This window comes from Streptomyces sp. cmx-18-6 (assembly GCF_046548915.1).
In the GTDB taxonomy this organism is placed as follows: domain Bacteria; phylum Actinomycetota; class Actinomycetes; order Streptomycetales; family Streptomycetaceae; genus Streptomyces.
Window position 1 is genome coordinate 604,983 of record NZ_JAEBEP010000001.1, and the last position, 13,343, is coordinate 618,325.

A 13,343-nucleotide genomic window follows, 5' to 3' on the forward strand; every position below is an offset into this window, starting at 1 on the left:
CCATGGCCCCTCGGCTCAGTGTCATCGTCCCCATCTACGACGTGGAGCAGTATCTGCCGGCCTGTCTGGACTCGCTGGAGGCGCAGACCCTGCGCGACATCGAGATCCTCATGGTGGACGACGGATCACCCGACAACGCGGCGGCGATCGCCGCGGAGTACGCGGAACGGGACGCGCGTTTCACGCTGATACGCAAGGAGAACGCCGGCCTCGGTGCGGCCCGGAACACGGGCATCGCACATATGTCCCCGGATTCGGAGTACCTGGCCTTCATCGACAGCGACGACGTCATTCCGCCGGACGCCTACCGGCTCATGGTGGAAAGCCTCGACGAAAGCCGTTCCGACTTCGCGACGGGCAACGTCTTCCACCTCAAGGGGCAGAAGTCCTGGCAGGTGCCGCTGCTGAGGATGCTGGCGGGCGAGGCGCGCAAGCGGACCCATGTGTCGGAGAATCCGAGGCTGATCGCGGACCGCATCGCGTGCAACAAGGTCTTCCGCCGCACCTTCTGGGAGCGGCACGCCTTCTCCTTCCCCGAGGGGATGATGTACGAGGACACTCCGGTCACCCTGCCGGCCCATTACCGGGCCGAGGCGATCGACATCATCGGTGAGCCGGTGTACTTCTGGCGGCTGCGCGAGGGCGAGGCGGCCCCCTCCATCACCCAACGGCGGACCGAGCCGAAGGCGATCAGGGACCGCGTCACCGCGGTGAGCATGGTGAGCAACTTCCTCGCCGAACAGCCCGGTCCCGAGTACGCGGGCTTCAAGCGGCAGTACGACGACCGGGTCCTCCGTGACGACCTGCGGCTCTTCATGAGGGTGCTGCCGACCGCCGGCGCGGAGTTCCACGAGGCGTTCCTCGAAGCCACCAACCGCTACCTCGACCTCATCGACCCGCAGACGGTCATGGACCTGCCCGCGGATCTGCGGGTCCAGTGGCTGCTGGTCCGCAAGCACGCGATGCCCGAGCTCATCGCCCTGATCGCCTCCCAGCGCCGCAAGGAGCCGATCGAGGTCACCGGGGCGTTCCGCAAGTACGCCGGCTTCCGACCGCTGGAGGAGAGCGGGATCGAGCTGCCCAAGGCGGCCCTGCGGATCGACCGCGACCTCTCCCTGCGCGCGCCCCTGCGTTCCGTCACCTGGCAGGACGGCCGGCTGGTCCTGTCGGGCGACGCCTGGATCGACAAGATCGACATGTCGACGAAGCGCGGCAGCGTCAAGGTCGTCCAGCTGAAGCGGGACAAGTCCAGGCGCAGGATCTTCCTGCCCGCCCGCAACATCCACCGCCCCGAGTGCACCACGCACTCCGGGCAGCGGCGCTACAACTACGACTGGGCGGGCTGGGAGCTCACCCTCGACCCGGCCAAGCTCCGCAAGGGCGACAGCTGGCAGGAGGGGATCTGGCACGTCGGCATCAACGTCTACTCCTCCGGGCTCGTCCGGCGCAGCGGGGTGTGGGCGCGCGGCGGCTCGGCCGCCAACTTCCCTCCGTACCAGTGGCTCGACGAGAACCACCGGCTGCTGCCCACGGTCGAACGGGGCGCGCTCAAGCTCCGCATCGAGAAGGTGCGCGCGCTGATCACCGGCCGCCGGCTGGTCGGCCCCGACGTGGAGATCAGCGGCGACCTGCGGGAGAAGACCGTCGCGGGCACCACGTTCACCCTTCAGCTGACCAACCCGAAGAGCGGCGAACTCCTCGAGTACCCCATAACGGTGGAAGGGGCCCCGGGGGCCGCGACCTTCCGTACGCTCGTCCCGGTCGAGGACGTCGCACTGGTCTCCAGCGACACGGTCGAGGAGCAGGCCCAGCCGGAGCGCCGGCTGTGGAGCACGGTCCTGGTGGCCACGGCGCCGGACGGCTCCCGGCGGAAGTTCAGCAGCGTCGTCAAGGACGGACTCGCCGACCTGCGGTTCGACCTGCCGGCCTCGCTCGGCGACCGGGCGGACCACCATGAGCTGGCGCTGACGTCCGGCACCAACGGCTATCTGAAGATCATCGGCCGTACGCGACGCGCCGTCATCACCGAGGTCTCCGAGCGGGACGGCCGTATCGTCGTCACCGGCCACACCAGCGAACTGCTGGTGGGAACCGACCTGGTGCTGCGCGCCCGCAACCGGTTCGACGAGCGCAGGGCCGACGTCGAATGGGCCCCCGACGGCACCTTCACCACCTCCTTCGACCCCTCGGTCATGGGCGGTTCGGGAAGCGTGCCGCTGCGGACGGGGCGCTGGAACCTCTTCCTGCGGTCCGAGGACCCGAGCGTCCCGGACACCGCCTTCGTCATCGACCGACTGGCCGTAAGCCAGTTCCCCCTCCAGACGAACCTCCGCGGCCGCCGCTACTGGTTCGAGAACCGCTGGGGCGACTTCCCGCAGCTCAACTGCCGTTCCGAGCTGAGCGACCTGGAGCTCGGCCCCTACCGCCAGCTCCAGATGCAGCGCGAGGTCTACGGGCCGAAGAGCCAGGAGCCGCTGCGCGACCAGGTCTTCTACCTCAGCTACAACGGGAAGCAGTACTCCGACAGCCCGCGCGCGATGCACGAGGAACTGCTCAGCCGGGGCAGCTCCCTGAAGCACCTGTGGGCGGTCCGCGACGGCCAGGTCGTCCTTCCCCCGACCGCCGAGCCCGTACGGATGTGGGGCACGGAGTGGTACGAGGCGCTGGCCTCCTCCCGCTACATCGTCACCAACGGGCATCTGCCCGAGTGGGTCAAACGCCGCCCCGGCCAGGTGATCGTGCAGACGTGGCACGGCACGATGCTGAAGAAGATCGGCCACGACATCGAGACGCTGTACTTCGACCGCGAGTACCAGAACCGTCTGACGCTCGAGGCCAAGGAGTGGAGCCTGGTCGTCTCGTCGAACCGGTTCAGCACGCCCATCCTCAAGCGGGCCTTCTCCTTCGACGGAGAGATCCTGGAGGCCGGCTACCCGCGCAACGACTACCTCTACTCCCCCGACCAGGACCAGATCGTCAAGAAGGTCAAGGAGACGCTGGGACTGCCGACCGGGAAGAAGGTCGTGCTGTACGCGCCCACGTGGCGCGACGACCAGTCGCACAGCGCGGGCCAGTACCTCTTCGACCTGCGGCTGGACCTGGAGGACGCGCGGCGACGGCTGGGCGAGGACCATGTGCTCCTCATCCGCCGCCACTCCAACGTGGTGGACGCCGTCCCCGGCGCGGGCAACGGGTTCGTCTGGGACGTCTCGGAGTACCCGGACATCGCGGAGCTCTACCTCGCCGCGGACCTGATGATCACGGACTACTCCTCCGTGATGTTCGACTACGCGCACCTCAAGCGGCCCATGCTGTTCTTCACGTACGACCTGGAGCACTACCGGGACACCCTGCGGGGCTTCTACTTCGACTTCGAGAAGGACTCCCCGGGCCCGCTGATCCCCACGTCGGAGGAGCTGGTCAGCGCCATCCGGGACATCGACAAGGTCTCCGCCGAGTACCAGGAGCGGTTCGACCGCTTCCACCACCTCTTCTGCGACCTCGACGACGGGCACGCGTCCGGCCGGGTCGTGGACCGGATGCTGGAGCTCGCGCGAGAGAAGCACTGAGAGAAGCGCTGAGAGAGGCGCTGAGAGAGGCGCTGAGAGAGGCGCTGAGAGAGGTCAGCCGGGGCGCGGGCTCCCGGTGACGTGAAAGGGGACGGCCGGTCCGGAGGGAAATCCTCCGGACCGGCCGTCCCCTTTCACCGTCCGCCGTCCCCGCCCCCTGGCCGCCGTCCGCTGCCCGCCGTCCGCCGTCCCGCACGCCTCCGGGCCCTGATGGCCGCCGGGCGGAACACACCGGAGCCCCCGCCCCGCGAGTCCGCCCACGAATGACGATGTCCCGCACCGGACTCCGGTACGGGACATCGTCATTCACTCACCACGGACGGCCGAGGGCGCTCGGTCCCCGGCCGACGCCGGCCTCACTCCTCGGTCGACGCCGAGACCGTGGTCGGAGCCGACTGATCGGCCGCGACGGTCTTCTTGGCCGCCTTCTTGGCCGTCGTCTTCTTCGCGGTGGTCTTCTTGGCGGCCGTCTTCTTCGCGGCCGTCTTGTCCGCCGTTGCCTTCTTCACCGCCGTCTTCTTGGCCGGGGCCTTCTTGGCGGCCTTGCGGGCCGTCTTCCTGGCCGGAACGGCCTCACCGTCCGCGCCGCTCTCCTCCGGCGCGTCCACCACGGTCGCCTCGGACGGCTCGGCCGCCGCCGGCTCCGGAGCGGAGTCGATCACGACGACCGCCGTCTCCTCCGCACCCGCGGGCGGACCGGCCGGAGCCGACACCTTGCGGGTGGCCCGGCGACGCGCCCGCGGCGGAGCCGCGACCGGCGTCTCGGCGGCTGCCTCCGCCGGGGCCTCCTCGACGACGGCCGGGGGCTGCTCGGAGGGCCGCGCCTCGGGCTCGGGCTCGGCCGGAGCCTCGGCCGCCGGAGCCGCCTCGACCCGGACCTCCGCCGGGGCCTCGGCGCCGTCCGCCTTCGGCGAGCCGGCCGGGGCGGTTGCCTTACGGGTCGCCCGGCGGCGGCCACGGCCCTGGGGGGCCGGTTCCGCGACGGGCGGCGCCTCGGCGGCAGGCTCAGCGACCGCTGCCGGGGCCTCCACGACCTCGGCGGCCACGGCCGGAGCCTCGGCCTCCGGCTGCCGCGCGGCAGCCGGGGAGCCGGCCGGGGCCGACGCCTTGCGGGACGCCCGACGACGGCCACGGCCGCGCGTGGCGGCCGCCTCGGCCTCCGCCGCACTGCCGTAGAACTCCTCGTCCGCGGCCGGCTCCAGGTCCGCCAGGGACACCGGGGTGGCGACCTCGGCGGCGAGCTCAGCCTCGGTCTCGGCGGGCTCGGCCGCCGCGTGCTCGTCGGAGCCGTGGCCGTGGTCCTGCTCGGAGCCGTGCTCGTGGTCCTGGCCCGCGCCGCCCCGGCCGCGCTTCTTGGACTTCTTGCCACCGCCGCCGCCGACGGACGTCGGCTGCTCCATGTGGACGATCACACCGCGCCCGTTGCAGTGGACGCAGGTCTCGGAGAAGGACTCCAGCAGCCCCTGGCCCACCCGCTTACGGGTCATCTGGACCAGGCCCAGCGAGGTGACCTCGGCCACCTGGTGCTTGGTCCGGTCGCGGCCCAGGCACTCCAGCAGTCGCCGCAGCACGAGGTCCCGGTTGGACTCCAGCACCATGTCGATGAAGTCGACGACGACGATGCCGCCGAGGTCGCGCAGCCGCAGCTGGCGCACGATCTCCTCGGCCGCCTCCAGGTTGTTCCTGGTGACGGTCTCCTCCAGGTTGCCGCCCTGGCCGGTGAACTTGCCGGTGTTGACGTCGACGACGATCATCGCCTCGGTCTTGTCGATCACCAGCGAACCGCCGCTGGGCAGGTAGACCTTGCGGTCCAGCGCCTTCATCAGCTGCTCGTCGATGCGGTACGTCGCGAAGACGTCGACCTCGGACGTCCAGCGCGACAGCCGCTCGGTGAGGTCCGGCGCGACGTGCGAGACGTAACCGTGGATGGTCTCCCACGCGTCGTCGCCGCTGACGATGACCTTGGAGAAGTCCTCGTTGAAGATGTCGCGGACGACCCGGACGGTCATGTCCGGCTCGCCGTAGAGCAGCGTCGGCGCGTTGGAGCCGCTGGTGCCCTTCGCCTTCTTCTGGATCTCCTCCCACTGCCCCTGGAGCCGCTCGACGTCACGGCGGAGCTCGTCCTCGCTCGCGCCCTCGGCGGCGGTGCGCACGATGACGCCCGCGTCCTCGGGGACGATCTTCTTGAGGATCGTCTTGAGGCGGGAGCGCTCGGTGTCGGGCAGCTTGCGGCTGATCCCGGTCATCGAGCCCTCGGGGACGTACACGAGGTAGCGGCCGGGCAGGGAGACCTGGCTGGTCAGGCGTGCGCCCTTGTGGCCGATCGGGTCCTTGGTCACCTGGACCAGGACCGACTGGCCGGACTTGAGCGCGGTCTCGATGCGGCGCGGCCCGTGGGCCATGCCGAGCGCATCGAAGTTGACCTCACCGGCGTACAGGACGGCGTTGCGGCCCTTGCCGATGTCGACGAACGCGGCCTCCATGGAGGGCAGGACGTTCTGCACCTTGCCCAGGTAGACGTTGCCGACGTAGCTGGTGGCCTGCTCCTTGTTGACGTAGTGCTCGACGAGCACGTTGTCCTCGAGGACGCCGATCTGGGTGCGCTCGCCGCTCTGGCGGACGACCATCACGCGCTCGACGGCCTCGCGGCGCGCCAGGAACTCCGCCTCGGTGATGATCGGGACCCGGCGGCGGCCCTGCTCGCGGCCCTCGCGGCGGCGCTGCTTCTTGGCCTCCATACGGGTCGAGCCCTTGATGGACTGGACCTCGTCGAAACCGGTGCCCGGCTCGCGCTCCGCTTCCTTCTTACGGGGCTCGCGGACCTTGACGACCGTACGCTCCGGGTCGTCCGTGCCGTTGTCGGCCTCGGCGGCCGCGCCCTCACCGCTGCGGCGACGGCGACGGCGACGACGCCGGCTGCTGCTCGACCCGGAGGCCGAGGAGTCGCCGTCGTTGTCGTCGTCGGCCTCGTCGGCGTCCTGGCCCTGCTCGTCGTCGGAGCGGGCGGACTCGTTACGGGAGTCGCCACGGGCGGAGTCGTTACGGGAGGACTCGCCGCGACCGGAGTCCGCGCGGCCGTCCTCGGTGCGGGCGGCGCGCGGGTCGTCGGCGCTCTCGTCGGCGTCGTCCACGTCGTTGGCCTCGCCACGGCGGCGGCGACGGCCACCGCGACGGCGGCGGCGCGAGGGCCGGTCGCCGTACTCGTCGGCGTCCTCGCCCTCGTGCTCGGCGTCCGCCTCGGCCTCGGGCTCGTCCTCGACGGGCTCCTCCACCGGGGCGGCGGGCGCGGCGGCCTGCTCACTCTCGGCGGCCTCGCCACGGCGGCGGCGACGGCGGCGCGAACCGCCCTGCGGCGCGGCCTCAGCGGGCGCGGGGGCCTGCTCGGCCTCGGCGGTCCGCTGCTCGTCGGCCTCCTCGACCTCGTCGTACGGCGAGGAGGAACCGGCGGCGGCAGCTGCGGCGGCCGCCGTCTCGGGGGTCTGGAACATCGGCTCGGCGAAGACCGGGGCCTGGAACACGGCGACGGCCGGGCGCGTCGCGCGGCGGCCCTTGCGGTTCGGCTCCTCGGTCGTGGCGGTGAACTCGGGGCGGCCCGCGGCGGCGGTGGCCCGGCGGCGCTGGCGTCCGCGCGGGGCGGCCTCCTCGACCTCCTCCACCTCGGCGGCGAGCTCCTCGGCGACGGCGGCGGGCAGGCTCTCGCCGGCCTCGGCCGTCTCCTCGACGGGCTCGGCGGCCTGCGGGGCTCCGGCGGGCGCGGACGCCTTACGGGAGGCGCGACGGCGGCTGCGGGGGGCCGGGGTCTCCTCGGCGGCCTCGGCGGCGGCCGGGGCGGGCTCCACGGCGGGCGCGGGCTCGTTCACGGCTTCGGCGGCGGCCTGCGGCGTACCGGCCGGGGCGGAGGCGCGACGGCGGGTACGGCCGCGCGGGGCCTCGACGGCGGGCTCGGCGGTCTCGACCTTGACGACGCTCTCGTTCTCGGGGTCGGCGGACGCCACCGGCTCGACCACGACAGCGGCCTCGGCGGCCTGCGGGGCTCCGGCGGGCGCGGACGCCTTGCGGGAGGCACGGCGGCGGCGCGGGGCCGGGGGCTCGGGAGCGGCTTCGGGCTCGACGACCTCAGCCTCGGCCTCCAGCTCCTCGCTCTCCTCGTCCACGGGAGGCTCGGCCGGGGTCTCCACGGCCTCGACCACCTCGGCGGCCTGCGGGGCGCCGGCCGGAGCGGTCGCCTTGCGGACCGCGCGGCGACGGGTGCGCGGCGCGGGGGCTTCCTCGGCGGCCGGGGTCTCCGCGGCCGGAGCCTCGGCGGGGGCCGGGGCAGCGGTGGGCTCGACGACCTCCGGGGCCTCGGCGGTCTCCGGAGCACCGGCGGGCGCGGTCGCCTTGCGCACGGCGCGGCGGCGCGCACGGGCGGGCGGCGCGGTCTCGGGAGCCGGCGCGGGGGCCGTCTCCTCGGGGGCGGTGACCGGGGTCTCCGCGACGGCGGCCGGCGCGGTGTCCCCGGCGGGCGTCACGGGCCCGCCCGGCGGGCCCGCCGGGCGGGAGGCGGCGCGGCGCCTGCGGCGCGGCGGCAGCTTGTCGCCGGGGGCGTTGTCTTCGTTGTTCCCGTTCGTACCGGGTTCGTTCGGCTGAGGCATGCGGGCGGTTCTCCCGTCGCGCTCCCGGGCGCCGCGTCTGATTCCGGTCCGGCACGGTCCGCAGTGGTGCGATACCGCTCGTCCGGGGCGCGGGCGCCGCACGGGAGCTGATGTCTGGCTCGCCGGTTCCGTACGCGGTGTTGCGGACGGCCTGGCGAAAGTCTTATTGGGTCAGTGCGCGGCCCGACCCAGGTGGCTCCCGGGTCGGAGGGCTGCGCTACAACGACCGCCTACGCGGAACCTGCACCTTCCGGCGCCGTCGCGACGGCTGCTGCGACCGCGGGATGTGCGGTCGGGGCGGCCTCGCGGTCGGGCGCGAGCGGGTCGGTCACCGTGCCGGACTCCTCGTCGAAGAGCCCCTGCGCCAGCCTCGTCACCGCAGCGGGGACGGGCGGCGCCAGGTCGGCCACAGCGCGAAGACCGGACAGGACGTCGTCGGGTCGCACGGCAGGTGTCACGTGCCGAACAACCAGCCGCAGTATCGCACAGGGCTTGTCCCCCGGCCTATCGGCCGATGGATCGAGGGCCTGCAGGTCGGCGACGGCGGCGCGGGCGTCGAAGGTGCGGATGCCGTTCTTCGCCTTGCGCTGGACCTCGACGGTCCCGGCGGCGTTGAAGGCGGCCACGGCCTCGCGGAGCTCGTCCGTCTCCACCCCGTCCAGGCGCATCTCCCAGACGGAGGCGGTCAGCCGTTCGGCGAGGCCCGAGGTGCGGGCCTCCACCGCGTCGGTGATGTCCAGGCCGTCCGGCAGCGAGGCGTCGAGCAGCTCGCGCAGGAGGTCGGGGTCGCGTGCCTCGGTGAGGGCGATCTCCAGGAACTCGGCCTCGCTGCCCGTGCCGGTGGGGGCGGCATTGGCGTACGAGACCTTGGGGTGCGGGGTGAAGCCCGCCGAATAGGCCATCGGCACCTCGGAGCGGCGCAGTGCCCGCTCGAAGGCCCGCTGGAAGTCGCGGTGACTGGTGAACCGGAGGCGGCCGCGCTTGGTGTAGCGCAAACGGATGCGCTGCACTGCCGGTGCGGGCGGCGGGCCTTCGGGCTGTCGCTTGCCCAGTGGTTCTTCTCCTCGGTGCGGGGCGGGCGCGGTGGAGCGCCGCCCACGAAGTGCGGGGTGGTCCCCGGGGTGCCGCGCCGGCTCACGCCCGCTTGACGAGTTTCTCGATCGGCGGGGAGGTCTCGGACGCCTGCGCCGCGCTGGGGACAGTCGTTGTACTACCCAGAGTACGCGCAGGCACCCCCAGCGGTTCCCGGGACCGCTCGCCGCTCGCGCCGCCGACCAGTGCGCGCCAGGCGTCGCGGCGGGCCTGCCGCACGGTTTCCCGGGCGGCGGCGAGCGCTTCGCGGGCGGTGCGCCCCGCCTCGACTGCGGCGCGTCGGGCCGGGGCCCACAGGGCGTCCCGTACGAAGTGGCCGACCGGGGTGCACACCGTTCGGTAGGCCCAGGACACCGGTACGCCGATCAGGTGCCGGAACAGCCAGGCGATCCCCCGGCCCACCGCCCGGGAGAGGTACCCGGCGATCCGCCAGGCGACCTCGGCGGCCTCCGCGATCTCCCGCCCGACCGGGGCGAGGACGCGGCGGTGCAGCCAGGAGGCGGGGGCCACCAGCAGCGTCATGACGAGCCACACCACCGCACCCCCCACCCCGCGCCCGACGATCGCGACGCCCTGCCAGACCAGCTCCAGGAGCCAGGCCGTGCCCAGCCAGAGCGTGCGGAGGAGCCAGGAGACGCCCCGCCACAGCACCCCGAGGACCCAGGCCGTGCCCCGGCCGACCGGGGCGAGGACGGCCCCGTACAGCCACACCAGCGGCACGACCAGGCCGTAGCGCGCCGCCGGGGCCAGCAGCGCGGCGCCGACCCACCGCAGGCCGTGGCCCAGCGGGGTGAGGACGTACGCGTACAGCCACAGCGCCGGGGCCCCGATCCCGTACCGGGCGACGGGGACGACCAGATACCGCCACAGGCCGATCCAGGGCCAGATGAGGAGGGCGGTGGCCAGCCAGGCGACGGCCCGGCCCAGCGGGGTGAGGACGTTGGCGTACAGCCAGGTCAGCGGGGTGACGACCAGGGTGTCGAACAGCAGGGCCAGCCCTCGGCCCAGCGGGCGGAGCAGGGTCCGGTCGAGGGCGTGCCAGCCGGCGGCCAGCAGGTCCCAGACCATGCGGACGGGCAGGACGAGGACCAGTGCCACGATGCGCACCGGCACCCTGATCAGCCTGGTCAGCGCGGTGTCGGGCGCGGACCGGTCCAGTTCCCGGGGCCTGCTCACGTCGTCCATGCCGTGAAGGACGCGCAGGCCCGGTCCGGGGTTGCCGGACCGGGCCTGCGGAGCGTCAGGGACGCGCTACTTGTTCACCACGCTCAGCGGGAGCAGCTTCTTGCCGGTCGGACCGATCTGGATGTCCAGGTCGAGCTGCGGGCAGATGGACATGAGCCCACATCCACACATACTCTCCGCCCCATGAAGACGTATGCCATCGAAACCGAGTGGACCGCCTCAGACCTCGCCCTTCTAGAGGAGCTGAAGAAAGCGGAGGCCCTACTCCCTGCGGATGCGCCGCGCGCTCTGCTGTCCATCCGGCTGTCTGTCCTTACCGAGGACACCACCTCGCCCGTGCGGCAGGAGTTGGACCTCCGCCTCCTAGCAAGAGAGAAGGGGTGCCGTGTCGTGGGCGTCGCCTCTGATCTCAACGTGTCAGCAACGAAGGTCCCGCCGTGGAAGCGAAAGGAACTGGGCGACTGGCTGAACAACCGGGCTCCGGAGTTCGATGTCCTTCTCTTCTGGAAGCTCGACAGGTTCATCCGTCGCATGTCGGATCTCTCGACCATGATCGAGTGGTGCGAGCGGTACGCGAAGAACCTCGTCTCGAAGAACGACAGCATCGACCTCGAATCCACGGTGGGCCGGATGATGGTCACGCTCATCGGAGGCATCGCCGAGATCGAGGCGGCGAACACGTCGACTCGCGTCGCTTCCCTGTGGGACTACACCCGGACTCAGGACGCATGGCTCGTGGGCAAGCCCGCGTACGGCTTCGTGACGGCGAAGGTGAACGGAAGGTCGACCCTTGCCGTCGACCCTGTCGCACACAAGGCGTTGCACTGGGCGCGCCGTATGGCGCTTCGAGGGGTGTCCGCTCGACGCATGGCCGTGTGCCTTGTCCGGTCCGGGCTCATGTCCGCAGGGCTTACCACAACGACTCTTCTGCGACGCCTCCGCAACCCCGCTCTCATGGGGTACCGAGTGGAGGAGAACAAGAACAAGGGGGTACGCCGCTCCAAGTTGATACTTGGACACGATGGCAAGCCGATCAGGGTGGCCGAACCGATCTTCACCGAGGACGAGTTCAACGAACTCCAAGAGGCCATCGACCGGCGCGGCAAGAACCAGCCCCAGCGTCAGACACACGGCGCGACTCAGTTCCTTGGTGTCCTGGTCTGCGCCGACTGCGCGTCGAACATGACGGTGCACGTCACGTCCAACAAGTTTGGCCAGTACCGGTATCTCCGGTGCCAGAAGTGCAAGAGCGGGGGTCTCGGTGCCCCCGATCCGCAGGGCGTGTACGACGTTCTTGTCGGCGACGTGCTGCGCGTACTCGGCGACTTCCCCGTCCAAGTCCGCGAGTACGCGCAGGGCGCTGAGGCTCGCGCCGAGGTGAAGCGACTCGAAGAGGCCATCGCCTACTACATGAAGGGGCTGGAGCCGGGAGGGCGCTACGCGAAGACGCGGTTCACCCGGGAGCAGGCGGAGAAGACGCTCGACAAGCTCACTGACGAACTGGGTGCGATCGATCCCCAGACCACACAGGACCGATGGACTCTCATCCACAACGGGAAGACGTTCCGTGAAGCATGGGAGTCCGGAGGGATGGAGGTCATGGCTGAGGACCTCCGCCGTGTGGGCATCACGTGCGAGGTCACCCGCACCAAGGTCAAGGGCGTGCGTGCGCCCTCCGTACATCTGCGTCTGAAGATTCCCCGTGACGTACGCGAACGGCTCGTCATCAAGAGCGACGACTTCGCGGCGAAACTCTGACAGCAAGGATAGGGAGGGGCTCGGCTTGACAGCCGAGCCACGCGCCACGTAGGAATACCTCCCCGCTCTTTGACGAGCGGGGACCGTAGCTCCCACCGTTCAGCGGTGGTAGAGCTGGCCACTCCGCGAGAGGCCGCGATCCCGAGGGGCTCGCAGGGATGTCGAGGACCTCCCGAAGCGCAGGACGGAACTGCGCGACTTCCAACCGCCGAGCCGTGGCTACGTGCTGCGCTCCACCGACAGGAGTCGCGAACCCTTGAACATCACGAGCGAAATCGTCTGGACCTGCGAGGCGTGCGCGTCGCCTCTCATCGATGGACACGCCCACACCTGCGGCCCCAACGCCGGGGGCCACGACCAGTGACTATCAGCTTCGGTCATGACCGCCCGTGGGGCGGAGTCTCTCAGCACGAGTACCGGCGCATGGCGCAGGACTCCCGGCACCAGCTTGCCTACCGGGTCCACTTCGCCGCTATCGGATGGGCCGACCGCCACGGACACGCCGCGTTCGAGCCGGGCCGCCTGGCCGCACTACTCGGCATGGAGGGCAAGCGACTGTCCGACCAGAGCACCCGCAACGCGGTAGCCCGCGCCAAGGATCTCCACCTCATCTCGGCCCGTTCAGGCGCGGCGTGCCTGATGCTTCCGCCTCACCTGTTCCAGAAGGCCAAGGGTGCACCAGTGCCGTGCCGTCTCCACCAGGACAGGTGACCGCACGCCCAGCGTGTAGTGAGAGCACGTCTCGCGTGTGCCGACATCGCGCCTGAGCTGCACGAACGTTCACGCCCTCTCTTATCTATTTGGCTCCAGTGCAGTGCGGCCCTCTTCGGGGCCGACAGAGGAAAGCCTCTTGACTCAACGGCGAACGAAAGCAGGACGCGGCAGCGTCCTAACGCAGCAAGGCAACGGCGAAGGAGTAGGGGCAGTGGGCGGCTCCGCCGCCACAGTCGGAAGCCGCTTCGCCAGTACGGCCCCAAGGGCCGACAGAAGAGAGACACAGGAAGCTAGCCCAGTGGGGCGCTGCCGCGCCCCCGTAGAGCGAAGCCCCAGGAGTAAGGCGCTTCCTCTTGCGGGCCGCTACGCGGCCACCTGGCCAAGCCTCTAG

6 protein-coding genes are annotated in these 13,343 nt (G+C 71.3%); 3 read left to right on the top strand and 3 right to left on the bottom strand.

From position 1 onward, the window contains the following. Positions 1-2: 2 nt before the first annotated feature. Positions 3-3,569, top strand: a complete 3,567-nt coding sequence (locus tag ACLJPL_RS02780; RefSeq protein WP_411079019.1) for a CDP-glycerol glycerophosphotransferase family protein — start codon at positions 3-5, stop codon at positions 3,567-3,569. 356 nt (positions 3,570-3,925) lie between these two features. On the opposite strand, the gene ACLJPL_RS02785 is transcribed toward ACLJPL_RS02780, so the two are convergent. The 3 genes from ACLJPL_RS02785 to ACLJPL_RS02795 all read right to left on the bottom strand — a co-directional run bounded on the left by ACLJPL_RS02785 (position 3,926) and on the right by ACLJPL_RS02795 (position 10,480). Beyond that, the gene (locus ACLJPL_RS02785) at positions 3,926-8,203 is read right to left on the bottom strand and encodes an Rne/Rng family ribonuclease (protein WP_411079020.1); all 4,278 of its coding nucleotides are present in this window, start codon (positions 8,201-8,203) and stop codon (positions 3,926-3,928) included. 230 nt (positions 8,204-8,433) lie between these two features. Continuing rightward, positions 8,434-9,213 (bottom strand): TIGR03936 family radical SAM-associated protein, encoded by a 780-nt coding sequence (locus ACLJPL_RS02790; RefSeq protein WP_411079021.1) that lies wholly within the window; start codon positions 9,211-9,213, stop codon positions 8,434-8,436. Positions 9,214-9,337: 124 nt separating this feature from the next. Then, a complete protein-coding gene (locus ACLJPL_RS02795) occupies positions 9,338-10,480 on the bottom strand; it encodes a hypothetical protein (protein WP_411079022.1) in 1,143 nt (380 codons plus the stop codon). Between the two features lie 183 nt (positions 10,481-10,663). On the opposite strand from ACLJPL_RS02795, the gene ACLJPL_RS02800 reads away from it, so the two are divergent. After that, positions 10,664-12,238, top strand: coding sequence for a recombinase family protein (locus ACLJPL_RS02800; RefSeq protein ID WP_411079023.1), 1,575 nt, complete (start codon positions 10,664-10,666; stop codon positions 12,236-12,238). 423 nt (positions 12,239-12,661) lie between these two features. Then, positions 12,662-12,949: a hypothetical protein gene (locus tag ACLJPL_RS02805; RefSeq protein WP_411079024.1), complete on the top strand. Its 288-nt coding sequence runs from the start codon at positions 12,662-12,664 to the stop codon at positions 12,947-12,949. Positions 12,950-13,343 lie beyond the last annotated feature (394 nt).